At 43.1% G+C, this 26241-nt stretch carries 24 protein-coding genes; 21 read left to right on the top strand and 3 right to left on the bottom strand.

Translation table 11 applies throughout. The features are described 5' to 3' along the window. The first annotated feature begins 141 nt into the window (after positions 1 to 141). The 4 genes from C509_RS0103690 (at position 142) to C509_RS0103675 (ending at position 5507) form a co-directional block, all read left to right on the top strand. The gene (locus tag C509_RS0103690) at positions 142 to 1998 is read left to right on the top strand and encodes a sigma-54-dependent Fis family transcriptional regulator (RefSeq protein ID WP_018705561.1); all 1857 of its coding nucleotides are present in this window, start codon (positions 142 to 144) and stop codon (positions 1996 to 1998) included. 190 nt (positions 1999 to 2188) lie between these two features. Further along, positions 2189 to 3175, top strand: a complete 987-nt coding sequence (locus tag C509_RS0103685) for a thiamine pyrophosphate-dependent dehydrogenase E1 component subunit alpha (protein WP_018705560.1) — start codon at positions 2189 to 2191, stop codon at positions 3173 to 3175. Positions 3176 to 3195: 20 nt separating this feature from the next. Further along, positions 3196 to 4230 (top strand): alpha-ketoacid dehydrogenase subunit beta, encoded by a 1035-nt coding sequence (locus tag C509_RS0103680; protein WP_018705559.1) that lies wholly within the window; start codon positions 3196 to 3198, stop codon positions 4228 to 4230. 68 nt (positions 4231 to 4298) lie between these two features. Next, entirely contained in the window at positions 4299 to 5507 is a 1209-nt protein-coding gene (locus C509_RS0103675) for a dihydrolipoamide acetyltransferase family protein (RefSeq protein ID WP_018705558.1), read from the top strand. A gap of 212 nt (positions 5508 to 5719) precedes the next feature. Here C509_RS0103675 and C509_RS0103670 read toward each other — a convergent pair whose 3' ends face one another. Continuing rightward, a complete protein-coding gene (locus tag C509_RS0103670) occupies positions 5720 to 6394 on the bottom strand; it encodes a B3/B4 domain-containing protein (protein WP_018705557.1) in 675 nt (224 codons plus the stop codon). Positions 6395 to 6504: 110 nt separating this feature from the next. Here C509_RS0103670 and queG point away from each other — a divergent pair, with 110 nt between their 5' ends. The 17 genes from queG to C509_RS0103580 all read left to right on the top strand — a co-directional run bounded on the left by queG (position 6505) and on the right by C509_RS0103580 (position 23642). Then, entirely contained in the window at positions 6505 to 7638 is a 1134-nt protein-coding gene (queG, locus tag C509_RS0103665) for a tRNA epoxyqueuosine(34) reductase QueG (protein ID WP_018705556.1), read from the top strand. 222 nt (positions 7639 to 7860) lie between these two features. After that, entirely contained in the window at positions 7861 to 8253 is a 393-nt protein-coding gene (locus tag C509_RS0103660) for a KGG domain-containing protein (RefSeq protein ID WP_018705555.1), read from the top strand. 176 nt (positions 8254 to 8429) lie between these two features. Continuing rightward, a complete protein-coding gene (locus tag C509_RS0103655; RefSeq protein WP_018705554.1) occupies positions 8430 to 9299 on the top strand; it encodes an amidase domain-containing protein in 870 nt (289 codons plus the stop codon). 77 nt (positions 9300 to 9376) lie between these two features. Then, complete coding sequence (trmL, locus tag C509_RS0103650; protein WP_018705553.1) at positions 9377 to 9850, top strand: tRNA (uridine(34)/cytosine(34)/5-carboxymethylaminomethyluridine(34)-2'-O)-methyltransferase TrmL; 474 nt, start codon at positions 9377 to 9379, stop codon at positions 9848 to 9850. A gap of 561 nt (positions 9851 to 10411) precedes the next feature. Next, entirely contained in the window at positions 10412 to 12307 is a 1896-nt protein-coding gene (locus C509_RS0103640; protein ID WP_018705551.1) for a PrkA family serine protein kinase, read from the top strand. 297 nt (positions 12308 to 12604) lie between these two features. Further along, positions 12605 to 13771, top strand: a complete 1167-nt coding sequence (gene yhbH / locus C509_RS0103635; RefSeq protein ID WP_018705550.1) for a sporulation protein YhbH — start codon at positions 12605 to 12607, stop codon at positions 13769 to 13771. Positions 13772 to 14176: 405 nt separating this feature from the next. Next, on the top strand, positions 14177 to 15118 hold the full coding sequence (gene paaA / locus C509_RS0103630) for a 1,2-phenylacetyl-CoA epoxidase subunit PaaA (RefSeq protein WP_018705549.1): 942 nt from the start codon (positions 14177 to 14179) through the stop codon (positions 15116 to 15118). Positions 15119 to 15159: 41 nt separating this feature from the next. Further along, positions 15160 to 15531: a 1,2-phenylacetyl-CoA epoxidase subunit PaaB gene (paaB, locus tag C509_RS0103625; RefSeq protein ID WP_018705548.1), complete on the top strand. Its 372-nt coding sequence runs from the start codon at positions 15160 to 15162 to the stop codon at positions 15529 to 15531. A 76-nt stretch (positions 15532 to 15607) separates the two neighbouring features. After that, positions 15608 to 15913, top strand: a complete 306-nt coding sequence (locus C509_RS0103620) for an EthD family reductase (protein ID WP_018705547.1) — start codon at positions 15608 to 15610, stop codon at positions 15911 to 15913. After that, positions 15906 to 16682 carry an enoyl-CoA hydratase gene (locus C509_RS0103615; protein WP_018705546.1) on the top strand — a complete coding sequence of 259 codons (777 nt, stop codon included), beginning with the start codon at positions 15906 to 15908 and terminating at the stop codon, positions 16680 to 16682. Before C509_RS0103620 ends, C509_RS0103615 begins: the two co-directional genes overlap by 8 nt. A 12-nt stretch (positions 16683 to 16694) precedes the next feature. Next, on the top strand, positions 16695 to 17468 hold the full coding sequence (locus tag C509_RS0103610) for an enoyl-CoA hydratase-related protein (protein WP_018705545.1): 774 nt from the start codon (positions 16695 to 16697) through the stop codon (positions 17466 to 17468). Between the two features lie 122 nt (positions 17469 to 17590). Next, on the top strand, positions 17591 to 18622 hold the full coding sequence (locus tag C509_RS0103605) for an ABC transporter substrate-binding protein (protein ID WP_018705544.1): 1032 nt from the start codon (positions 17591 to 17593) through the stop codon (positions 18620 to 18622). 14 nt (positions 18623 to 18636) lie between these two features. Further along, positions 18637 to 19686 carry an ABC transporter permease gene (locus C509_RS0103600; protein WP_018705543.1) on the top strand — a complete coding sequence of 350 codons (1050 nt, stop codon included), beginning with the start codon at positions 18637 to 18639 and terminating at the stop codon, positions 19684 to 19686. Further along, on the top strand, positions 19664 to 20461 hold the full coding sequence (locus C509_RS0103595) for an ABC transporter ATP-binding protein (RefSeq protein ID WP_018705542.1): 798 nt from the start codon (positions 19664 to 19666) through the stop codon (positions 20459 to 20461). The genes C509_RS0103600 and C509_RS0103595 overlap by 23 nt, the downstream gene beginning before the upstream one ends. Positions 20462 to 20665: 204 nt before the next feature. Next, positions 20666 to 20848 (top strand): hypothetical protein, encoded by a 183-nt coding sequence (locus tag C509_RS26360; RefSeq protein WP_018705541.1) that lies wholly within the window; start codon positions 20666 to 20668, stop codon positions 20846 to 20848. A 728-nt stretch (positions 20849 to 21576) separates the two neighbouring features. Then, a complete protein-coding gene (gene pdhA / locus C509_RS0103585; RefSeq protein ID WP_018705540.1) occupies positions 21577 to 22647 on the top strand; it encodes a pyruvate dehydrogenase (acetyl-transferring) E1 component subunit alpha in 1071 nt (356 codons plus the stop codon). Then, positions 22644 to 23642: an alpha-ketoacid dehydrogenase subunit beta gene (locus C509_RS0103580; protein WP_018705539.1), complete on the top strand. Its 999-nt coding sequence runs from the start codon at positions 22644 to 22646 to the stop codon at positions 23640 to 23642. The genes pdhA and C509_RS0103580 overlap by 4 nt, the downstream gene beginning before the upstream one ends. Before the next feature lie 234 nt (positions 23643 to 23876). On the opposite strand, the gene C509_RS0103570 is transcribed toward C509_RS0103580, so the two are convergent. After that, positions 23877 to 25175 carry an NCS2 family permease gene (locus tag C509_RS0103570; RefSeq protein ID WP_018705537.1) on the bottom strand — a complete coding sequence of 433 codons (1299 nt, stop codon included), beginning with the start codon at positions 25173 to 25175 and terminating at the stop codon, positions 23877 to 23879. A gap of 63 nt (positions 25176 to 25238) precedes the next feature. Beyond that, entirely contained in the window at positions 25239 to 26237 is a 999-nt protein-coding gene (locus C509_RS0103565) for an inorganic phosphate transporter (protein WP_018705536.1), read from the bottom strand. Positions 26238 to 26241 lie beyond the last annotated feature (4 nt).

The following is a 26241-nucleotide window of genomic DNA, read 5'->3' as shown; positions in this document are numbered from 1 at the left end:
AATTGCATGGAAGTATTCTATTCTCTTTTGGTAGATTGTGTGTATAATCCAGACTTTTAACCATTTTTAAACAGTAACAGGAATTTCCCTATTTGCAGCGAAATCAATCTTAATGAAAAAATGAAAGGCGGGGTGTGACGAGTGCTGGAGGTACAGGACTCTCTAAAGAACTCTGTATGGAGCAGGTTTGTTCGGGAAGGTGTTCTGGATGAAAGCAGGATCAATAAAAGAATCTCGGAGTCTTGGTATATTTGTCGTCGGGACGGAGTGAATCCGTACAATGGGAAAGGTGAAAAGATACTTCAACAAAATCAATTTCTTCAGCGGAAAAATGCCAACAGTCAATTGCTGTATGCTGCTCTACCATTCATTAAGAATCTGCAAAAGTTTTTTTCCCAGACAAAATCCCTATTTTTGCTTGTTGATGCTGATGGATATGTCCTTTACATGGACGGAGACCCAATGGCATTGGAAAAGGCAGGTGCCATCAACTTTGTCGAGGGAGTGAAGTGGACGGAAAAAGAAGTTGGAACGAACGCTGTAGGAACAGCGCTCAGGACAAAAGAACCGATTGCCATCGTAGGAGCGGAGCATTTTGCGGTCGCGTCTCATTCATGGGGTTGCGCATCTTCGCCAATCCTCGGAGAAAATGGGTGTATTGATGGGGTACTGAATATTTCATACCCATTGGAATATGGTATTCACGATCAAATACTGCCGACAGTTGTATCCGCTGCTTACGCCATTGAGCAGAAGCTGATCAATATGGCAAAAGATAAAGAAATCGAATTGATGCAATATGCCTCCTTTATCACCTCCAAAGAAGCACTATCACTTGTTTGCAATGAAAAAGGAAAAATCATTTGGTCAAGCCCCCACTTGCAAAGAGAACTTTCGAACGTGAAGACGCTGAATGTAGAGGACGTTTTAAATGAAAATTTCATTGCTTTGGAGAAACTGCCTATCTATTCCCAAAATCAATTTGATTTGATCGGATTTAACATATTATTGAAAAAAACTGAACCAATAGAGAGAACAAAAAAATTACGGATGGACCCGGCCTTTAAATTTGGTGGTGTCTGCGGTGAAAGTGAAAAATTTCGGAAGGTCCTTTTCCAAGCTGAAAGAGCAGCCAAATCCAATATCACTATCCATATCCATGGTGAGACAGGAACAGGAAAAGAGGTCATGGCCCGTTCCATCCATTTGAATAGTGCAAGGAAACAGGGCCCATTTATAGCTGTAAATTGCGGGACCCTTCCAAAGGATTTGATAGCGAGTGAATTGTTCGGATATGCCGGGGGAGCTTTTACCGGTGCAAAACGTGATGGATATAAAGGAAAGTTCCAACAGGCAAATGGGGGAACATTATTTTTGGATGAGGTTGCAGAAATACCACAGGAAATACAGGTAGCCTTGCTGAGAGCTCTTGAGGAAAAGGAGATTGTTCCTGTCGGCGGAACAAAACCGGTCCCTGTTGATGTAAGGATCATTACCGCTACCCATCGCGACTTGTCCGAATTGGTCAGAAAGGGGTACATGAGGGAGGATTTCTTTTATAGGATATTTGTCTATCCAATTTACTTGCCGCCTTTAAGAGATAGGATTGAAGACATCCCTCACTTTATTCAGAAATATTGTCGTTCAAATAATTGGCCTGTGACATTTTCAAGTGATTTACTTGAATGCCTGCAAGAATACAGATGGCCAGGAAACATAAGGGAGCTTCAAAATTTTCTGGATCGCCTGCGGGTTGAATTTGAAACAAGGCCGCCGACGTTAACTGAAATGCAAACGCTCCTTAGTCCTTTCGACAAGCCTGTCAGTCATTCGGAGGTATTGCAGTTAAATGAAGCATTGACATATAGGGAACGGATTGAAAAAGCGAAGATGATGGATGTCCTCCTAGCCACTGAAGGAAATGTCACAAAAGCAGCTGAACAGCTTAATATTTCACGAAGTACGCTTTATCGGAAAATAAAGAAATTCAATTTGTAAATGATGAGAAAATATGAGACGGATTGAGACAGTGTCCGAAATCGTCCCATACTCCATAAAAATCAGATGCCCTTCAGGCTTCTGATTTTTTCTTTATGAGCAAGATTTATCTGCTTTTTAAAGAAATACCTTCTGATTGGCACATAATTTGCACTATTTTCAATATATAAAAATGATAGGAGGAGAGGAAATGACGCTTTCAGCAACAGTCAGTTTGACGGAGCAAAAGGCCAAATGGATGTATGAAAGAATGTGTAAAATTCGTCAGTTTGAAGACAAAGTCCATGAGATTTTTCAAACGGGTGTACTTCCGGGATTTGTACATCTCTACGCAGGACAGGAAGCGGTGGCAGTAGGAGTGTGTGCCCATTTGGATCATAAGGACAGCATCACAAGCACCCATAGGGGACATGGGCACTGCATTGCAAAGGGTTGCGACTTGGATGGAATGATGGCTGAAATTTATGGGAAAGTGACCGGTTTATGCAAAGGGAAGGGGGGTTCCATGCATATTGCGGATGTAGAAAAAGGGATGCTTGGCGCAAACGGGATTGTCGGCGGAGGTTTTCCTTTGGCCGTCGGTGCTGCTTTGACGGCAAAAACGCTGAACACTGATAAGGTGGCGGTCTGCTTTTTCGGCGATGGGGCAAATAACCACGGAACTTTTCATGAAGGAATCAATATGGCTGCCATCTGGAATCTTCCTGTCATATTTGTTGCGGAAAACAACGGCTACGCCGAAGCGACACCTTTTCATTATGCCTCCAGCTGTACCAACATAGCCGATAGGGCCGCTGCCTATAACATTCCAGGAGAGAAAGTGGATGGCAAAGATGTAATGGCTGTTTATGCTGCGGCTGAACGTGCTGTCAAACGTGCCAGGAATGGGGAAGGGCCCACATTGTTAGAGTGTGTCACCTACCGAAATTATGGACATTTCGAGGGAGATGCCCAAACTTATAAAACAGCAGAAGATAAAGAAAAGCATCTGAATGAAAGGGATGCGATTGAAATTTTCAGGGAATATGTTTTGACCAACCGGCTCATCAGCAAAGATGATTTGGATCATATTGACCATAAAGTGAAAGAAGCGATGGAACAAGCAGTCAAATTCTCTGAAGAGAGTCCTTTCCCGTCAAAAGAAGATCTTCTAAAAGATGTTTATGTTTCTTACTAAAGTGATGGAGGTGGAGAAAAATGACAAGAAAAATATCATATTCAGAAGCTATTAATGAAGCAATGAAATTGGCGATGAGACGGGATGAAAGAATTATTTTGATGGGAGAAGATGTAGCTGGAGGGGCAGAGATCGATCATTTGCAGGATGAAGATGCGTGGGGCGGCGTCATGGGTGTTACGAAGGGACTTGTGACTGAATTCGGAAGAGACCGGGTTCTGGATACACCGATTGCCGAGGCGGGATATATTGGCGCCTCAGTAACGGCGGCGGCTACCGGACTTCGCCCGATCGCTGAGCTGATGTTCAATGACTTTATTGGAAGCTGTCTGGATGAAGTGATGAATCAAGGGGCTAAATTGCGATATATGTTTGGTGGAAAAGCGAAGGTTCCGCTGACAATCCGGACAATGCATGGAGCAGGGTTTCGAGCGGCTGCCCAGCATTCGCAAAGCCTTTACGCCCTTTTTACCCATATACCGGGATTAAAAGTAGTGGTCCCTTCAACTCCGAGAGATGCCAAGGGTCTCCTGTTGGCATCCGTTTTCGATGATGATCCTGTCATCTTTTTTGAAGACAAAACGCTCTATAATATGAAGGGTGAAGTGGAAGAAGAATTTTTCACTATTCCGCTTGGTAAGGCGGATATTAAGAGGGAGGGGAGTGATCTAACGATTGTTGCTATTGGAAAGCAGGTTCAAACGGCATTGGAGTCAGCGGAAAAGCTTGCTGTAAGAGGAATCGAAACTGAAGTTGTTGATCCTCGAAGCTTGTCGCCACTCGATGAAGAAACGATTTTAAACTCTGTAGCCAAAACAAACCGCCTGATCATCATTGATGAAGCAAACCCCAGATGTAGCGCTGCAACAGACATATCTGCGCTTGTAGCAGACAAAGGGTTTGATTTTTTGGACGCTCCAATCAAAATGATCACGGCTCCTCATAGCCCTGTACCATTCTCACCAGTACTGGAAGATTTGTATTTGCCGTCAGTTGATAAGGTTTTACAAGCAGTGAGCGAAATGATTGGTGATGAAACAGTCGCGGTGCAATGACTGAAATGGTGCGTGTTGCACGTTGCGCGCAACACGCTTCTTTCCATAAAATGCGAGGAGGGCGGAATATGGCCGTACAAATTATTATGCCTAAGCTTGGAATGGGAATGAAGGAAGGAACCGTGGTCGAATGGCTTAAAAAGAAAGGTGATAAGGTTGAGAAGGGGGAACCGGTCGCAGTTATCAGTTCGGATAAAATAGAAAAAGACATCGAAGCCCCCGATAGCGGCGTCCTTTTGGAAGTTGCCGCAGAAGAGGATGAAACGGTTGCAGTGGGAGAAGCGATTGGATATATTGGTGAGTCCGGAGAAAATGTCAGTTCCCCTTCAAAAAATAATTCAATGCCAGCTGTTTCTACCATGGAAACGGCTGTTACAGCGGAAAAAAAACTTGAACACCCGCCAATAAACATGCAGATAAAAGTAAGGGTTTCTCCGGCTGCAAGAAAGCTTGCAAAAGCGGAAGGGATCGATGTGAATACAATTAGCGGAACTGGGCCCCAGGGAAGAGTGACAAGAGAAGATGTTGAAAAAGCGATTATAAACAAAAAAACGGAAAAAAATGAGCCAGCCATGAAGGAACAACAATCTGATTCTGTTGATGTTAGACAGGTCACTGGAATGAGAAAGGTCATTGCCGAAAGAATGTTTTCCAGCATTCAACAAAGTGCTCAACTGACAATCCATATGCGTGCAAATGTAACGGAAATGCTCGAACTACGCAATAAGATCAATATGGGACAGGAAAAAACCAACCTGACAGTGACCGATTTTATTGCCAGGGCTTCTGTACTAGCACTACAAAAACATAAAAATATGAATGGGACATTTGTGAACAACCAAATAAATCTCTATGAATCGGTTCATTTGGGCATAGCTGTGGCATTGGAGGCCGGATTGGTGGTCCCTGTCATCCCTCAGTCGGAACAGTATTCCATGGAGGAGCTTTCCAACCGGATTAAACAGCTAAGCAAAAAGGCGAGAGAAGGATCTCTTGACGCTTCCGAAATGAAGGGTTCTACTTTTACAATCACTAGTCTTGGGGCATCAGGAGTAGAGTTTTTCACCCCCATTTTAAATCCGCCGGAAGTGGGGATTCTAGGTGTTGGCCTTATTACGGATACCCCTGTGTTCGTCGGGGAGGAGCTGAAACGGCAGTCATTGCTCCCATTGAGTTTGACCTTCGATCATCGGGCAATCGACGGAGTCCCGGCAAGTGCATTTTTGACAACAATTACAAGACTTCTGGAACATCCTTTTCAAATGCTGATTAAATGAATTGCATTTTTAAACCGGAGTAATATGAACAATTTGTGACAACTGTTGCCGAATTGTGTCGACTTTTGTATAATATGATTTGCATGCAACGAAATGTATGCTTGAGCAGTTGTATTGCTGATGGGTCAAACCCGAAGACTGCTCCATACATAACCTTTTACTAACGCAGTGTTTCGTTCCAATGAAGGACGAAGCACTGCGTTTCCATTTTTCTATTGTTTAAGTGCCAGTACATAGTCTCGGGCTTCTCCACCGTTTATGTGAGTGAACATGGAGGCGAGCGAACCAACAAGTTCCCGGGCATTATGTAATTGGATCTTTGGTGTAAGGTAAACGATCTGTAGGGCGCTTGTCGTGTTTGATGTAATGGCTGTTCTTGATGAATCAACAAATGGGCTGCCGAATGGCCCTTCGTCGTCTGATGTGACAAGCAAGTTCTCCGCGTTATTTTTCCGCCCGTTCAGTCCCTCATATTGTTCTCCTGCTCTTCCTTTTCGAAGCACGACATTCCCTTTTATTTGATCTTTGTCATAAATGCCCAAAGGGATTTTATATTCAAGTGAAAAGAAGTTGTTAAGGTCCGTGGCCGAATTCAATGGAGGAAGAAAGTTTTGCTTTTTTACTCTTCTATAAAGGGCTTCCGCGGAATGCCTATAGCGGTTTGGATCTTTCCCAAGCTTTTTGAAGATTGCTCTCCACTCTTTGATTTCCTCATAGTCGGTTACGTTTTTATCCTCAAGTTCAAAATAGGCAGACTCCTGAAAAAGCTGCAGTCTTCCTTTTAACATTTGCGGTGAGTCCCCAACTGTAATATTGTCATAGTAAATGACTCCGATTTTCATGTCCGGAATGTCTTCATAGAGAGAGGGGGCTATGTTCACTTCCAATGTTTTCACCTCCAAATTCTGTTTTAAATAGTTTATCATATAGTTGCGGATATGACAGTTAAGCCAAATTGGTTTTTAAATAAGATCTTTTGAAGGAGGGGGGAAGGACTGTGGACTACAAAAAGTTAAAGCATGAAATTATCGCTTACAGCAGAGAAATCGGAATTGATAAAATTGGATTTACGAGTGCAGATCCTTTTGTTGAAATGAAAAACCTCTTGATCAGGCAGGAGGAGCTTGGCTATCAATCAGGTTTTGAACACAAAAATATTGAGGAACGAACGCATCCGGAGCTCATTTTTGACGAACCCCGAGCCATTATTGCTATTGCCCTTGCCTACCCTTCAAAAATGAATGATGCTCCAAGAGGCGAACCTGGAAATCGAAGGGGCATTTTCTGCAAGGCATCATGGGGAGTGGATTACCATGTATTGGTTCGTGAAAAGCTTGAACAGCTGGCAGCCTTCATTGACAGTAAGATCCGTGATGCCAGGTTCAAGCTGATGGTCGATACAGGAGAATTGGTTGACAGGGCTGTAGCGGAAAGGGCGGGGATCGGCTGGAGTGGAAAAAACTGCTCGATTATCACCCCGGAATTCGGGTCGTATGTATATCTAGGTGAAATGATTACAAACCTTCCTTTTGAGCCGGACGAGCCAATGCAGGATCAATGCGGGGAATGCACAAAATGTCTGGATGCATGCCCGACAGGGGCGCTTGTACAGCCTGGACAGCTGGATGCTCAAAGCTGTATAGCATTTCTTACGCAGACGAAAGGTCTCCTTCCGGATGAATTCCGTGATAAAGTCGGAAACCGTTTATATGGATGTGATACTTGCCAAGTCGTTTGCCCCAAAAATAAAGGGGTTGACTTCCATCTGCATCCTGAGATGGAACCCGATCCTGACATTGCAAAACCCTTGCTTAAGCCGCTGCTTGATATTTCAAATCGGGAATTCAAAGAAAAATATGGGGAAGTATCGGGATCCTGGCGCGGTAAAAAACCTATTCAGCGCAATGCTATTATAGCTTTGGCCCACTTTAAAGAGGCATCAGCTGTCAACGATTTAATCAAAATACTAAATGAAGATGTAAGGCCGGAAATCAGGGGGACAGCTGCCTGGACACTTGGAAAAATCGGGGGCGAGAAGGCAAGAGAAGCACTGATGCTTGCCCAGGCCGGTGAAGAAAATCCGCTTGTATTGGGTGAGATAGATAAAGGCCTTCAGTTTTTTGAGAAATAAAGTATAAGTTTTTGAATGATGATTATTGAGTCTGTGGTGTGATTTGTCTTAGTGTGACGGACAAGACGTCCTTGTATGGGTGAAACGGCAGAGGACTCTTACAATTTTCTAAAGCGGACAACGTGTTTGTCCGCTTTTTTTGTAGAAAAATGTTTGAAAGTATGTCAAGGGGGAACGAGTAGTACTGTAAGAGGAAAAATTCTTTGAAGGAGGAATCACATAATGGCTAATAAAGACAACGATCGCAAAATGACAGTAGAAGAAGCAGGACGTAAAGGCGGAGAAACCACTTCAAGGAATCATGATAAGGACTTCTATGAAGAAATCGGGCGCAAAGGTGGAGAAGCCACAGCAGAAAGCCACGACAGAGATTTCTATGAGGAAATCGGGCGCAAAGGCGGCGAAGCCACGGCAGAAAATCACGACAGAGATTTCTACGAGGAAATCGGGCGTAAGGGCGGCGAAGCCACAGCAGAAAATCACGATAAGGACTTCTACGAAAAAATCGGCCGTAAAGGTGGAGAAGCAACTTCCAAAAATCATGATAGGGATTTCTACGAAGAAATCGGCGAAAAAGGCGGAAACGCTCGGGCCAAACAGCGGGATGATAACTAAATCTTATTTTAAACTGACCCATAATTCTGGAAAAGAAGAAGGCGTTAAAAGCGCCTTCTTCTTTTTGTACGTTATAGAAGACGGTATTTGTATTATGTAGTGTTTTGCTTAGCGATTTTTGTTTTATAAAAATAAATACCTTTCTGCACGCATATATATCGGCGAGGAGGGATGAAGTGAGAGAGCGGCTGCAGAAGATGCTGGAAAGAAAAGTAAGTGAGTTTGTGGGGGAGAAGAAAACAAGGGATGAAAATATTATCCGGAAAAAGGAAGCTATGTCCAAACGAAACGCGGATATTGTAAGGACTTATGCAGTCGGAAAAATTTCAAAGGCTGAAACAAAAGATGGATTTCGTCATCTTTATTATAATGTACACCTGAAACATCTTATAAAACAGGGCGATTTCTTTTATGTGGAAGAAGAACTACAAAGGAGAAAAGCGTCTTTTGCCAAAAATGAACTATATGAAGATATGGAAATCCCAGTTGATTTTACGTTAAAAAAACGAGAAAAATATACACTCGAAGCAGATAGAAATCCGGTGGGTGAGCGGTACTCATATGACCGTCTGAAGGTGGTTCAATATGCTGAGAGATGGTGGAATGATTATAATCCTGCCTACCAGAAATTTGAAGTTGATTGTACGAATTATGTATCTCAATGCATCCATGCCGGGGGAGCTCCTATGAGGGGATATCCTAACCGGAGCAAGGGATGGTGGTATCGAAATAAAAATTGGAGTTTCAGCTGGTCGGTCGCACATGCGTTGAAAAACTACCTGCAAAACTCAACCGCAGGGCTTCGTGCAAGGGAAGTTCAGGAACCTCAGGAACTTCAGTTGGGAGATGTCATCTGCTATGACTTTCAGGGTGACGGGCGTTTTGACCATAATACTGTAGTGACAGGGAAAGATGCATATGGCATGCCTCTTGTAAACGCACATACGTATAACAGCCGCATGCGGTACTGGGCATACGAAGATTCCTCAGCCTACACACCAAATATTCAATATAAAATGTTCCATATTATCGATGATGGTTCATAGATATGGATAAACCAGTTCCTTTTCATTCATCAAGGTGTTATAATATCACGGTATTTTGATGAATGAGGTGACACTCCTTGGCCATACATGTAGTACTATATCAACCTGAAATACCTGCTAACACGGGTAATATTGCAAGAACCTGCGCAGCAACGGATACCTTTCTGCATCTTATCCGTCCTCTCGGATTTTCTACTGATGATAAGATGTTGAAAAGAGCAGGGCTTGATTATTGGAAGTATGTAAATATCGTTTACCATGATTCTTTAGACGACTTTTTCGCTTCAAGCGAGGGTGGCGAGTATTTCTTTTTGACGAAATTCGGTAAGAAACCGCACACATCTTTCTCATACGATAATCCGGACACAGATTATTATTTTATATTCGGCAGGGAAACAACCGGGCTTCCGAAGGAACTGCTGGAAGAAAATATTGACAGGTGTCTTAGGATTCCGATGACCGAAAATGTAAGGGCACTGAATTTATCTAATACAGCGGCCATCCTTGTTTACGAGGCGTTGCGTCAGCAAGGGTATCCCGGATTGCAATAAAAATCGAAAGAGTTTTCTCTCGGTCAGGCAAAAGAAATGTGAATCGTTTAGGATCATATCAAGCTTTTCACTTCGGACTAAATGGTCGGGTTTCTTGGCTATGTTTTCCGTTCAGCTTTTCTTTCGGTCACTAATATCCCTCGTTTAGCTAAACTGGAAAACTCCTTCAATGAAAAAGAAAAAAGGCTGTCACAGAAAATCAGTTTTTACTGGCTTTCTTGACAGTCCTTTTTTCATTCATAAAAATGGTGACTACTTTTTAAATACTCCTGGCTTATCTTCACGGCCGGATGTGAAAATTGCAGATAAGAATGCAATGGACACTCCCAACAATAAAATTGTTCTCATTATTATGTAAGCCTCCTTTTTAATCATAGTCGTCCCTGAAGCTTATTATATCCGATTTTCGTCATAATGTGAATGGAGCACTCATATTGTAAATATGGCGATCCCCTGAAAAAAATATACTCCATAGCAATGTCTCTTAATCGAGACATGTTCAGCCGTAAGGATGCATATGGTTAATTAAACATTCCTCATCAAGCAAACAGGGAGGTCCTTATGGATATTCTAAAAAAGATTGAACAATACAGGTCTCAAGAGGAGAAGTTGAGGTGGGAAGGCACCTTTGCCGATTATTTGAAATTAGTCAAAGAAAAGCCATGGGTAGCACAGTCGGCACACTCCCGTATATACAATATGATCAGGGATGCGGGTGTTGAAGAAGAAAACGGTCATAAAATATATCGCTTTTTCAGTCATGAAATGTTTGGGTTGGAGGAAGCACTGGAAAAGCTTGTTGAAGAATATTTCCATCCAGCGGCAAAGCGCCTTGATGTAAGAAAAAGGATCCTATTACTGATGGGTCCTGTCAGTGGCGGGAAATCCACACTTGTCACGATGTTAAAGAGAGGACTTGAAGCTTATTCAAGGACGGACCGGGGGGCGGTATTTGCCATTAAGGGCTGTCCAATGCACGAAGATCCCCTTCATTTAATACCTCAGCATTTACGGGAAGATTTTTATCAGGAATATGGGATAAAAGTGGAAGGAAATCTTTCTCCTTTAAATACGATGAGGCTTGAAGAGGATTATGGCGGGAGGATTGAAGACGTGCTTGTGGAACGGATATTCCTTTCAGAAGATAAACGGGTAGGAATCGGAACATTCAGTCCATCCGATCCGAAATCACAGGATATAGCTGACCTGACCGGAAGCATTGATTTTTCAACCATTGCTGAATATGGATCGGAATCGGATCCTCGGGCATATCGGTTTGACGGTGAATTGAACAAGGCCAATCGAGGTCTGATGGAGTTTCAGGAAATGCTGAAGTGCGACGAGAAATTCCTCTGGCATTTGCTGTCGCTGACACAGGAAGGAAACTTCAAAGCCGGCAGGTTTGCCCTTATTTCGGCAGACGAATTGATTGTAGCGCATACGAACGAAACTGAGTATCGTTCTTTCATTTCCAATAAGAAAAATGAAGCCCTTCACTCACGGATCATCGTCATGCCTGTTCCGTATAACTTGAAGGTTTCTCAAGAAGAACGGATCTATGAAAAAATGATCCGCGACAGTGACGTGGCAGATGTCCATATTGCACCGCATACTTTGAAAGTTGCAGCAATGTTTACTGTCCTGACAAGATTGAAAGAACCGAAACGCGGGGATATCGATCTTTTGAAAAAGATGCGGCTCTACGACGGTGAAAATGTGGAAGGTTATAATTCATCCGATCTCAATGAATTGAAAAAGGAATATCAGGATGAAGGAATGAGTGGAATAGATCCAAGATATGTAATTAACCGGATTTCCTCCACGATCATCCGTAAAAAAGTGCCGTCCATCAATGCATTGGATGTGCTGCGTTCCTTAAAAGAAGGACTTGACCAGCACCCGTCCATTACACAAGAGCTGCGTGAAAAATATTTGAACTTCATTTCCGTTGCCCGGAAAGAATACGATGAAATGGCGAAAAAGGAAGTCCAGAAGGCGTTTGTATATTCATACGAAGAGTCTGCTAAAACATTGATGGACAATTACCTTGATAATGTAGAGGCATTCTGCAATAAATCGAAGCTGCGCGATCCTCTGACAGGGGAAGAAATCAATCCGGATGAAAAATTGATGCGGTCCATTGAGGAACAGATCGGCATTTCCGAAAATGCGAAGAAGACGTTCCGAGAAGAAATCTTAATACGTATTTCAGCGCTTGCACGTAAAGGGAAGCGGTTTGATTACAGATCACATGCACGACTGCGAGAAGCCATCCAGAAGAAGTTATTTGCAGACTTGAAGGATGTTGTCAAAATCACGACTTCGGCAAAAACACCGGATGAGCAGCAATTGAAAAAGATAAATGAGGTTGTAGCCCGCCTCATTGATGAGCACGGTTATAACTCGACATCAGCGAATGAATTGCTCCGCTATGTCGGAAGCTTGTTGAACAGATAATATGTGGCCCCTTCCAAAGGAGTGAACAACATGTTCCCGACGGAGGAAGGGGTTTTTTCTTATTGGACCCGTTGTCCCATTCTCGCAAACTTCTGTAAATAAATCTGTTATTCTGCATAAGATAGAGTAATAAACGGTGAGAGTACAGCTGTTGCAAAGTTGAAGGAAGTTATAGTTTTTAGGGCCAGATAATTGTCCAGCTTCGACGGACAGGAAATACTAGTGCAAGCGAAGCAACAGGGTGCTGCGCTTTTATTATCACCGTAGTTTAAAAAATGCAAGGGGGGCGTCGTAAACATGTCAAACTCACAGTCTCATCAGTTTGCTGTCTCTCAAGAAGATTGGTCCCTCCATCGAAAAGGTTATGACGATCAACAACGACACCAGGAGAAGGTACAGGAGGCCATTCGAAACAATCTTCCGGACTTGATCACTGAAGAAAGTATCATTATGTCAGATGGCCGTGATGTTGTTAAAATTCCGATCAGATCTTTAGATGAATATAAAATCAGATATAATTATGATAAAAATAAACATGTCGGCCAAGGCGATGGGGACAGCCAAGTGGGAGATGTAGTAGCCAGGGACGGTTCCCAGCAGCCGGGTCCGGGTAAAGGGCAGGGCGCAGGCGACCAGCCGGGCGAAGACTTTTATGAAGCGGAAGTTTCAATGTTGGATTTGGAAGAAGCACTGTTCAAAGAATTGGAACTGCCGAATCTGAAAAGAAAAGAACAGGATGCCAACCAGATAACGCATATTGAATACAATGATGTTCGAAAAACAGGATTGATGGGCAACATTGACAAGAAAAGGACGATGATGAGTGCCTTTAAACGGAATGCCATGAAGGGTGATCCTAATTTTTATCCTATTTTTCCGGAGGACTTGAAGTTTCGGACATGGAATGAAGTCCAAAAGCCTGAATCGAATGCGGTTGTCATCGCGATGATGGATACAAGCGGTTCAATGGGTGTCTGGGAAAAGTATATGGCACGAAGTTTCTTCTTCTGGATGACCCGGTTTTTACGGACAAAATATGAGAAAGTTGTCATCGAATTCATAGCTCATCATACGGAAGCGAAAGTCGTATCGGAAGAGGATTTTTTTTCAAAAGGAGAAAGCGGCGGAACAATCTGTTCTTCGGTTTATAGGAAAGCGTTGGAAGTCATCGGGGACAAATATGATCCCTCCCGTTACAATATTTATCCGTTTCATTTTTCTGATGGGGATAATCTCACTTCAGACAACGCCAGATGCATCAAACTTGTAGGCGAGCTGATGGAAAAATCGAACATGTTCGGATATGGTGAGGTCAATCAATACCAGAGAAATTCCACTTTGATGTCAGCTTATAAAAATATTAAAGATGAGAAGTTCCACTATTATATTTTAAAGCAGAAGGCCGATGTATATCATGCCATGAAGAGCTTTTTTAAAAAGGAAGCTGAAGCAAAGATGGCATGATCTACCGGCAAAAAATGCAGGAGGAGAGCTCTATGCAAGAGCGAAACCTCCTGCCATTTTTATATTATCCGACCTCACAAGTTTGCTAAAAAGAACTCCTTCTGCTCAAAAGTTTTTCAAATGGATTTTATTCCTCCTGAAGCTTCAAGAAAGTAATTTTGCATTAACATTTCAGAAAGCTGGTTGGATAAGAAATGGATTTTTCATAATTTTCATATAAATAGAATGGGAGGTATCCTTTTCTTTGAAATAATTTTCTGATTTTATAGTTGACAGCATAACAAATTAAAAGTATTCTTTAGATAAATATAACGGAAATTACTCAATTGGACAATTTTTCGTTATATTGAAAAATCTGGATGAAAGCGCCTACAAAAAACGTTGCTTTTGAAAGGAGTGCGTTTGATGGATGTGGCAGCAGGGGTATCTTACGAAGAAAAGCTGGATCGTTTTTTGAAGAGAATAAATGATGGAGAAAAAATTGAGGCGAATGACTGGATGCCGGATGATTACCGGCTGACATTGATTAAGTTGATTTCCATGCATGGTATCAGTGAAATCATGGGAGCCCTACCGGAAAAGGAATGGGTGCCGAAGGCCCCATCACTTCGCAGAAAGCTGGGGATCATGGCGAAAGTGCAGGATGAAATGGGACACGGCCAGCTTCTTTTGCGTGTAGTCGAGGATTTATTGGCGCCGCTTGGCAAAGGGAGGGAAGATATTATGAATGATCTTCTGAATGGAGATTTGAAGTTTCATAATGTTTTCCATATGGAAGCTCCAACATGGGCAGATGCCGGATTGATTGGCTGGCTGGTTGATGGAGCAGCTATCATCACGCAGACAAATATGCTCGGTGCCTCTTATGGTCCTTATGCGCGAGCTCTCCAAAGAATTTGCGCGGAAGAGGTATTTCATGCCCAGCATGGCGAATCCATCATTTTGGCACTAGCGGAAGGCTCGCAGGAACAAAAGGACATGATCCAAGATGCAATCAACAGGTGGTGGCCGTCGCTACTTATGTTTTTCGGCCCCGCTTCAGCTGCAACAACCGGCTCGACTAAACAAGATATAACAATCAAATATAAAATCAGGACTAAAACCAATGAACAGCTGCGACAGGATTTTCTTTCGAAATATATTCCGAGGGTCCTATCGCTCGGCCTTACAATCCCGGATGAAACTTTGAGGTTTGACGAGGACAAACAGCAGTGGATCTATAAGCAGCCCGATTGGAGTGAGTTCAAGAAGATCATTTCTAATAAAGGGCCCAAATCCGAAAGCAGGCTCCAGTTAAGAAGGACGGCCTTCAAGGAACATGAATGGGTCAGAAGGGCTCTTGGCTAAAAAAGCTATTTAATATCGGGAAGGAGGAAGGAAGGTAGCGAATGGGCAATGAAAAAACGGATGGATTTCATCAAATATATGAGGTGTTCAGCAAGAGAAGTCACAAAGGGGATTTTCAGCATCAATTCAGCTTGCTGGCCCCAAACAAGGAAATGGCATTTGTCATGGCCCAAGAGAATTTCATGCGCAGGGAACCGGTTGTTGATATTTGGGTAGTGAAACGGGATGATATTCGAATGATGCAGCCCGAAGAACGGCAAATGGTCAATCGGCTTGATAACAAAGATTACCGTTTGACAAAAGGTTACGGATACCTGCGCAAGAAATGGCGTCAATATGAGCAGAAAATGTTGGACGAAAAGGAGATCCTGTCCTGGGGGGATGACGGCAAGACACCGAAAACGACGCGTTAAGTTCTCCACGTCATACGTCTTCATTTTTTTAGCAATATTTGTATTCATCATTTTATAGAGAAAAGGAGATTGAAAGATGTTTAAAATGATCGCGTTATTCAAGAAACCTGAAAACACAGAGGAATTTGACAAATATTACTTTGAGACACATATCCCGCTGACAGAAAAAATCCCGGGGCTTCGGAAAGTGGAAATCACAAAATTCACAGGGTCTCCAATGGGCGAAAGTCCCTACTATTTGATGTGCGAAATGTACTATGACAGCTTTGAAGCCTTCAAAGAAGCTTCAAAAACGGAGGAGTCCAAAGCTTCAGGAAAAGATGTCATGAAATTTGCGGGCGATGTTGTCACATTTATGTTTGGTGAGAAAGTAAATGAGTGATTACCGGTTTATTCAGACGGAGGTCGATGGCCGAGTCGGTATTGTTTGGCTGAACAGGCCGGATGTTTTGAATGCATTAAACCGGACCATGGTACATGAAATTCTCGAAGTCTTTGAAGAATATGACCGCAATGATGACATTCGTGTAATATTTCTCGGCGGAAAGGGAAGAGCTTTTGCGGCAGGAGCAGATATTGATGAAATGTCCGAAGATGATTCTATATCCATGGAGCTGTTGAACCAGTTTGCCGACTGGGATCGATTAAGCCTTGTAAAAAAACCGGTAATTGGGGCAGTACACGGTTTTTGTCTTGGTGGTGGATTTGAGCTGGCGCTTGTTTGTGATCTATTGTTTGCAGCAGAAGATACTAAATTCGCTTTTCCGGAAATCAATCTTGCTGTTATGCCTGGAGCCGGTGGAACCCAAAGGTTGACCAAGTTGATCGGAAAGACAAAAGCACTTGAATGGATTTGGGGCGGAGACATGCACCCTGCGGAAGAAGCCCATGAATTAGGGATTGTCAACAAGTTATATCCGAAAGAAAACCTGATAGAAGAAGCTCTCGCATATGCAAAGGAGTTGGCTGAAAAGCCCCCGCTTGCAGTCCGCCTGATTAAAGAGGCTGTCAACAAAGCGGTGGATTATCCGCTGCAGGAGGGAATGTTTTTTGAGAGAAAGAATTTTTACCTGTTATTTTCTTCGGAAGATCAAAAAGAGGGCATGAAAGCATTTATTGAAAAAAGAAAGCCAGATTTCAAGGGACGTTAAAGGAGGGGTTACATGTCTGATACAATATTATATGAAGTAAAAAATTCCACTGCTTGGATCACTTTAAATCGTCCCGATAAGCTGAATGCCTTTAATAAGGCAATGCATTCCGACTTACTGAAAGCGCTTCAAGACGCGGAGAATGACAAAACCGTCAGGGCGATTGTGTTAACGGGAGCAGGCAGGGCATTCTCTGCAGGACAGGATTTGTCTGAGGTGGACAATTCGATAGATTACAGTGAACTGTTGAGAAACCGGTATAATCCAATTATTCATAAAATGGCTAATATCGGGAAGCCAATCATCGCCGCAGTAAACGGTACGGCTGCCGGGGCGGGATTCAGCCTGGCATTGGCGGCTGATTTCCGACTTGTATCTGAAAAAGCAAGTTTTTTAAATGCGTTCATCCATATTGGACTTGTGCCTGACTCCGGCAATACCTACTATTTGCCGAGAATAGTAGGTCATTCAAAAGCTCTTGAACTCATGGTTCTTGGGGAAAAGGTGGTTGCCGAGGAAGCATTGAGACTTGGACTTGCGACAAAAGTCATATCCCCGGAGAATTGGAAAAGTGAGGTATCAATGTTTGCCGGCAGACTTGCATCCATGCCGACAAAAGCCATTGCTCTGATCAAAGAGGGTCTATTGAAATCATGGGATTCTACCTTGGGGGAGGTTCTTGAGGGAGAAGCTCATGCACAAGGGCTTGCTGGTACTACCAGTGACCATATGGAAGGGGTCCAAGCCTTTTTGGAAAAGAGGAAGCCTCTGTTTAATGGAGATTGATAGGCAATTCTTCCGGGCAACCTTCTAAACTTATTGACTAACAAGTCCAACCATTGTACCATTACGTTAATTATTGTCCTTTAAAACTAGGCAATAAAATAGTAAGAATAGGGGGAAAATAAATGAAATTAAGGTGGAAAAGAAGTGCAATGGCTTTATTCAGCGGTGCAGTGTTAATGCTCGCGGCCTGCGGAAATAATACTGCTGCACCGGAAAAAGAGGAGAAGTCGGATGAGACAGCAAAGCAGGAAGAATCCAAGACTTACAAAATCGGAGTGACTCAAATAGTAGAGCATCCATCATTGAATGCGGCGTTTGATGGTTTTGAAGCGGCACTTAAGGATGCGGGGATCAATGCTGAATATGATAAGCAAATTGCACAAGGTGACAACAGTGCAAACACGTCTATTGCGAATAATCTCGTAAGTGGCGGAGTGGATCTTATTTTCGCCAACTCTACACCGAGTGCCCAGGCAGCGGCCAGCGCAACTAGCGACATTCCGATTGTGTTCACTTCCGTTACTGATGCAGTAGGAGCGGAATTGGTAGATTCAAATGAAAAACCGGGTGGAAATGTAACCGGTACAGTTGATACGCATCCGGATGCTATTCCAAGCACATTGAAATTTTTGAAGGATGAACTGAATGCCAAAAAAGTTGGCATGGTCTTCAATTCTGGTGAGCAAAACTCGCGTGCACAAGTAGACTCCATTAAAAAGCTGATTGAAGATGAGGGATTGGGCCTGGAAATTGTAGAAGCTTCTGTGGCAACATCCGCTGATGTAAAACAAGCCGCTGAATCTCTAGTCGGCAAGGTGGATTCGATGTATACAATTACAGATAACACTGTGGTTTCCGCGCTCGAATCTGTAGTATCTGTCGCAAATGACAATAAGCTTCCGATGATGGTTGGCGAATTTGACTCTGTTGGAAGAGGCGGACTTGGCGCATATGGATTTGAATATTATGATATTGGTTATGAAGCTGGTGAAATGGCTGTAAAAATTCTAAAAGGTGAAGGCGAACCTGCGGAAATGCCGGTCCAATATCCTCAAAATCTGAAATTTGTCATTAATAAGGATACTGCTGAAGCTATAAAATTAGACATTAAAGATGATTGGAACGCGGAAGACGTTAAAGATCTTGAAAAATAAGGAGATGATTCTACATGTTTGCAGCTTTGTTTGGCTCCGTTGAGCAAGGAATCATCTATGCGATTATGGCCCTTGGCGTGTACCTTTCTTTCCGGGTTCTTGATTTTCCGGATCTTACCGTCGATGGAAGTTTTGTAACAGGTGCTGCGGTTGCCGCCACGATGATATTCTTCGGATATCATCCGGCGGCAGCTACGGCTGTTGCACTGGTCGTTGGATTTCTTGCTGGCTGTATTACAGGATTATTGCATACGAAGGGTAAAATCAACCCCCTTTTATCCGGTATATTAATGATGATTGCCCTATATTCTATAAATTTACGGATAATGGGAATGACTTCCGATAGTTCTGTCGGGAGACCGAATATCCCGCTGTTGAATGCTGAAACAATATTCTCGAAATTCCAAGCGTTCTGGGGGAATCTTGGGATTGATGCGGCATTGAACAATATGTTGGGAGCAATCGGCATACAGCATCTTCCATCCACATGGGGTACGCTGATTCTTATGGCAGTTTTGACTTTGGTCATTAAATTTGCAGCCGATTGGTTCTTGCAGACAGAAGTGGGTCTTGCCATCAGGGCAACCGGCGACAATAAACGGATGATTAGAAGTTTTTCAGCAAATACTGATAATCTAGTAATCATAGGACTAGGAATTTCAAACGCAATGGTAGCTTTATCAGGAGCATTGATTGCCCAATATGCGAAATTCTCGGATATCGGTATGGGGATCGGGATGATCATCATCGGTCTTGCATCCGTCATTATTGGTGAAGCTATTTTTGGTACAAAGACGATTGTGAGGACAACACTTGCTGTAGTAGCCGGTGCAATCATTTACCGAATTGTCCTTGGATTAGCCTTGAGAATAAAATTACTTGATACTGGAGACATGAAACTAATTACGGCCGTCATTGTCATTGCTGCGCTAGTCATGCCTCAATTCATTGAAAAAAGAAGAGAAAACAGAAGAAAAGTCAAGTGGCATGCCGAAAGAATGGCGGCTTTGGAAGCGTCCAAAAACAAGGAGGTAGAAACCGTTGCTGAAGCTCGAACAGATTAGCAAAATCTTCAATGAAGGCACACCTGATGAGAAAATAGCCCTGGATCGAGTAAGCTATTCTTTAAAAGAAGGCGACTTCGTCACAGTGATCGGCAGTAACGGTGCTGGAAAATCCACTTTGATGAATATGATATCAGGTGTTCTTACCCCGGATGTCGGGACAGTTGAAATAGATTCTAAAAATGTGACAAAGCTCCCTGAATATAGACGTTCCCATTTTATAGGGAGAGTGTTTCAGGATCCGATGGCAGGAACTGCGCCTACCATGACGATTGAAGAAAACTTGGCAATGGCTTATTCCAGGAATAAGAAGCGCACCTTGAAAAAAGGAGTGGACAGGAAAAGAAAGGATTTTTTCCGAACTTCTTTGGAAACCCTTCATTTGAACTTGGAAAACCGCTTAAATGCCAAAGTGGGATTGCTGTCCGGAGGAGAAAGGCAGGCATTGTCATTATTGATGGCCACTTTTACCCAACCTTCCATTTTACTGCTTGATGAGCATACAGCTGCACTTGACCCGGCAAGAGCTGAATTAATTACGAACCTGACCAAAGAGCTTGTGGAAAAAGATAACTTGACAACACTGATGGTTACACATAATATGCAGCAGGCACTTGATCTTGGAAACAGGCTCATCATGATGGACAAAGGCCAAATCATCCTTGAAGTGGACGAAGACAAAAAGAAGGAATTGACTATTGAGAAACTGCTTGCTGAGTTCCAAAGAATTCGCGGCGAACAGTTTGCAAGTGATAAAGCACTATTATCTAGCTGATAGTTTATTTCATTGTATATTTTTGAAAGGCCGTACTGAAAAGTCCTGCGGACTATCATTCCCTTGTAAACCTTAATGTGAAAGAATACATCTATGCAAAAAAAATAATAGTATTTCACGGGAGTTTTGAGTAAACGGAACTCCTTTTTTTAAAAATAACAGCCTTCGGGAGAAGCCTAAGAGTTTTTTTGCAAAATCAAGAACTTGAAAAGGAGGGTCCCTGAACTGGATACAGGGCTAAAAGTATTCATTGTCATCCAGAATACGTTAATTGGTCATTTTACATTACCGCATGTGAAGATTCATTGGAAGATGTTCTGGCAATCCAGAAGGAAAGACGTCAAATATAAGGTGGTAGATGCGGTCTTTGGCGGAAGTAATCAATAAATATCGGGGATTTGAATAAAAAAGTTAATCCCCGGAACTACTCCGTCCTATCGGCCAACTTGTTTAATCACCACTGCATTTCTTGACAGCCGCAGAATTGGATAACAACATCTAACTAGGAAAATAGAGCCATTGCTTTATCGGGCCATCCAAGCAATATGGAATTAGAGGAAATTCATCCTCCTCAACGACACAAAGTAACACCCAAGGCATTAAGGTTGTTTAGCATTGTGTAAGCGTTTACAATGGAGAGGAACGTATGCGCCTCAAGTTCTGTGTAGGGTCGGCTTCAATGCAGTTTTAGGTGAGCGCCGGTTGACCGACCGAGCCGAAGAGGCTAATGAAGGATAGGTCTAGGAATACATCTGCCAAGGTTGGATGACGTAGAAGTTTTTATGCCATGGCAAACCAGTGATGTACTGAATGATGAAAGGGAAGACTGTTGTGGATCTTCCAAAAATTGACAGATAACGACATTACAGCGTGCCTTAAGAAAAGGAATGGTCTTTGCTCTTTCATTTGCAACTTTCAGTACCGGCAAATGGATACAGCTAACGCATGATGGTATGGAGACGACTACCAGCTTGTTATGACAACTCTATGACTCGCTGCTGCGGATCCGACTAACCCTTCTATTCTGAAAAGAAACAGTTATTACAAGAAACATCCCGACGAAATGGCAGAAGGCATGACAATCCTTGTGATCATCTACCCAAAGGAGGAGTAGCATGGGCGGGAAATTTGCTATGGTCGTTTATGTAGACGGAGATGGAAATCTGGTGAACGAGGAACTGAAAAATGAATGGACAGAGGATCTAGTAAAAAATTTTTATCGACAGATGGTTCTGATGAGGACATTTGACAGGAAAGCAATCAATATGCAGCGCCAGGGGAGGCTTGGAACTTATGCTCCTTTTGAAGGGCAGGAAGCAGCACAGGTCGGAAGTGCGTATGCGCTCAGGCAGGATGATTGGATATTTCCGACCTATAGGGACCATGCTGCTACGATGACATTCGGAATGCCCATGGATACGGTGCTGCTATACTGGAACGGAAGATCGGAAGGATGCATTCCGCCTGAAGATAAAAGAATCTTTCCGCCGGCTGTCCCTCTTGCCACTCAACTTCCGCATGCAGCAGGAGCCGCTATGGCAGAACAATACAAAGGTACAGACAATGCGGTAATTGTTTACTTTGGTGACGGTTCCACATCTGAAGGAGATTTCCATGAAGGGATGAATTTTGCAAGCATCTTTAAAGCTCCGGTCGTCTTTTTTAACCAAAACAATAAATTTGCTATTTCAGTCCCGATTGAACGTCAGATGAATTCCAGGACAATTGCTCAAAAAGCTGTTGCTTATGATATACCAGGTGTGAGGATTGATGGTAACGATGTGTTTGCTGCTTATTTTGCGACGAAGAAGGCTTTGGAAAGGGCGCGAGCAGGAGAAGGCCCGACACTTATTGAAGCCGTTACATGGAGATATGGTGCCCATACTACGGCAGATGACCCGACCAAATATCGGGATCAATCATTGAGCGAGAAAAAACGGGAAGCTGGGGATCCGATTTTACGGTTGGAAAGATTTATGAAAATTGAAGGCATATGGGAAGAGGCTTGGAGTGAATCTGTTTGGGAAGAGGCATCTCAGACAGTTGAAGAGGCAGTCAAGATGATGGAGGCCTATCCGGAAGCAGATCCACATGATTTGTTTGATCATGTATTTGAAGAAAAAACGTGGACGATCCAGGAGCAGAAAGACCAATATTTGGATTATTTGCGAGGTGTCCAATCATGAGCATTTCAGCACCTGCTTATCAAAAAATGACCTTGGTCCAGGCGGTGACTGACGGATTAAGAACGATGATGAAGGAACAGGAAGAAATCATCTTGATGGGAGAAGATATTGGTATCAATGGTGGAGTGTTCCGGGCAACCGATGGTTTGATCCAAGAATTCGGGGAACACCGAGTCATAGATACGCCCATAAGTGAAGCCGGAATTGCTGGAACAGCCATTGGAATGGCAGTCAACGGGCTGATTCCGGTGATAGAGATGCAATTTCTCGGATTCATTTACCCAGCTTTTGAACAGATCATGACACATGCCACGAGAGTCAGAATGAGGACGAAAGGGCATTTTCATGTTCCACTTGTCATACGTGCACCCTATGGAGCAGGTATTCGGGCACCGGAAATCCATTCTGATAGTGTCGAAGCATTATTCACTCATATGCCGGGAATTAAAGTCGTCTGTCCAGCCAATCCATATGATGCAAAAGGATTGCTCATTGCCAGCATAGAAGATCCCGACCCCGTTCTTTTTCTTGAGTCAATGAGAACATATCGCGCATTCCGGGAAGATGTGCCTAAAGAGAAGTATAAAGTGGAAATTGGTAAAGCAAAAAAACTAATGTCCGGGGATGATGTTACTGTGATCGCCTGGGGAGCAATGGTTCCAATTGCAGCCCAGGCAGCAGAAAAAATGAAAGGAAAAGGGGTCCACTGTGATGTGTTGGATTTGCGGACACTGTACCCGCTTGACCGTGACATGATTGCAGAATCGGTTCAAAAAACCGGAAGAGCGGTTATTGTTCATGAAGCCCATGCAACAAGCGGATTGGGAACGGAAATCATAGCACTAATCAATGATACCTCTTTTCTCTATTTAAAATCGCCGGTTGAAAGGATCACTGGCTTCGATGTTCCGGTCCCGTTCTATTCATTGGAACAGCATTATTTGCCGACAACGGACCGTGTTGCGAAAGCAATCGAAAAGACAGTCAATTTTTAAATAAGAACTGGGTGAAAAAGTCTAATCACTGAGGATTAGACTTTTTGTATGCAGTTTTTCTAAACAAAGCAGTCATTGTCTCCAAAGACCAGAAAAGAAATTTCCCCGAAATCGAATACTGGCCCCCTAACGCCAAGCCTCTTAAACTGGCCACCAAGGCCTGTAAAAATGAGCACAATGAAAAAACGATCATCAACCTGGTGATGATCGTTTTAATATACTTGATTTCTTTTACTAGTGTGGCATGAATGCCAATTGATAGAAAAACAAGACTGCAAAAATGTATAAAAGCGGATGTACCTCACGCCATTTCCCCTTGACGATTTTCATTAATGGGTAAGAAATGAATCCAAGAGCAATGCCTGTAGCAATGCTTGATGTCAACGGCATGCTCAATATGATTAAAAATGCAGGGAAGCCTTCATCTATCTCTTTCCAATTAATTTCAGAGACGGCACCTATCATCAAACTGCCGACAATGATGAGGGCAGGAGCTGTAATGGCGGACAGTCCTGAAACCGCACTGACAAGCGGACCGAAAAATGCAGCGATGATAAATAGGACTGCAACGGTGACTGTTGTTAGTCCAGTCCGGCCACCAGCAGCCACACCAGATGAAGATTCGATATAAGCGCTTGTGGGGCTTGTCCCGAACATGGCACCCACTGTTGTTGCCACTGAGTCAGCCAGAAGAGCCTGTCGAGCCCGCGGAAATGAGTTGCCTTTCATCAGTCCCGCCTGCTGAGCAACACCGATCATCGTTCCGGTTGTATCAAAAATTGTGACCAGAAGGAATGAAAAGACGACGGCAAAAAGAAAATGCTGGAAAACATCCCCGAACGCTGTAATTGGATTTGTGACAAGAAGACCTTCCGGCAGAGACGGCTTCTGTACAAACCCATGGTCGAATGACAAGTGGCCCGTAAAAAAGGCGACAAGTGCCGTTATAATCATTCCAATAAATAAAGCTCCATGGACATTAAGCGCCATCAAAACAAGTGTAACTGCAAGCCCGAGCAGGGCAAGTAAAACACCTGGGGAGTGAAGATCACCCAAAGCTACAAGATTAGACGGATGAGCTACAATGATCCCTGTCAACCTCATTCCGATAAATGCGATGAACAACCCGATACCCGCTGTAATTCCGTGTTTCAAATTGGCTGGTATCGCTTCAATCAATATTTTGCGAAAAGGTGTCAAGGATAAAAGGATAAAAATGACACCAGCGACAAATACGGCTGCAAACGCAATTGTATAGGATATATTATGAGACCCGACAACAGAGTAGGCGAAATACGCATTCAATCCCATCCCCGGCCCAATAGCAATCGGGTAATTGGCAGCAAGTGCCATCCACAATGTCCCGACAACCGTTGCAATGATGGTTGCCGTAAAAACCTGTTCAAAAGAGACGCCCGCATCCCTTAAAATCATCGGGTTGACAACCACAACATAAACCATTGTCAAAAAAGTTGTGATACCTGCCAGAATTTCTGTTTTAACATCTGTTTGATTTTCTTTTAGTTTGAACATGTCGGTACCTCCGGTTAAGGGTTAACTGTCAAGGGCAATCCTGGAAACAGGATTGCCCGGCATTTATACAAAAATATTTAAAAGGTAATATATAAGTGCTGACAGCAAAATTGTAATCGGCAGTGTGATAAACCACGTAACTATCATAGTCTTGGCTGTATCCCATTTAACCCCTCTTACCCGGTGGGATGTACCGACTCCGAGAATGGACGACGAAATGACATGGGTGGTACTAACCGGTAAATGAATGTATGTAGCTCCAAATATGATTAATGCTGAGCTAAGGTCGGCGGCAACGCCATTCACCGGCCGTATCTTCATGATTTTACCTCCAACGGTTTTTATGATTTTCCAACCGCCAACAGAGGTACCCAATCCCATTGCTGTTGCACAGGATAACTGTACCCATGCCGGGATGTCAGTCGTTGTATGAAGGTTATTGGCAATAAGGGCCATTGTTATGATCCCCATCGCTTTTTGGGCATCATTCATTCCATGGGTATATGCCTGCAATGAAGCAGTGAATACTTGAAAATAACGGAAACGTTTATTGGTTTTTGCCAGATTTAAATTTTTGAAACTGGTTTTAAAAATGGAATAAATGATAAAGCCTACTACGAATGCAATAATAGGCGAAAAAATCAGTGCCTCGATAATTTTGATAAAACCTTTAAAGTTAATTGATGCAACACCTGCGGATGCAATCGCTGCACCGGCAATGGAACCAATCAGAGCATGCGAAGAACTGCTTGGAATTCCAAAATACCAGGTAATCAAGTTCCAGGCAATGGCCGAAATCAAAGCAGCCATGATAACGATTGACCCATTCTGCAAAGTAAAAGGGTCCACTATATCTTTTGTGATAGTCTGGGCAACCCCAGTAAATGTCATTGCCCCCAGAAAGTTCATTGTAGCCGCTAGAATAATGGCAACCCGCGGTCTTAGTGCTTTAGTTGAAACAGCTGTGGCAATTGCGTTGGCTGTATCATGAAACCCATTGATAAAGTCAAAAGCAAGAGCGAGAATAACGATCAATATGGTGATCAATAATAATGAATCCATTAAC

It is taken from the genome of Siminovitchia fordii DSM 16014 = CIP 108821 (assembly GCF_000374565.1).
Lineage (GTDB): Bacteria > Bacillota > Bacilli > Bacillales > Bacillaceae_C > Siminovitchia > Siminovitchia fordii.
Note: the sequence above shows the minus strand (reverse complement) of the source record. Positions and strands in the feature narration are given on the sequence as shown.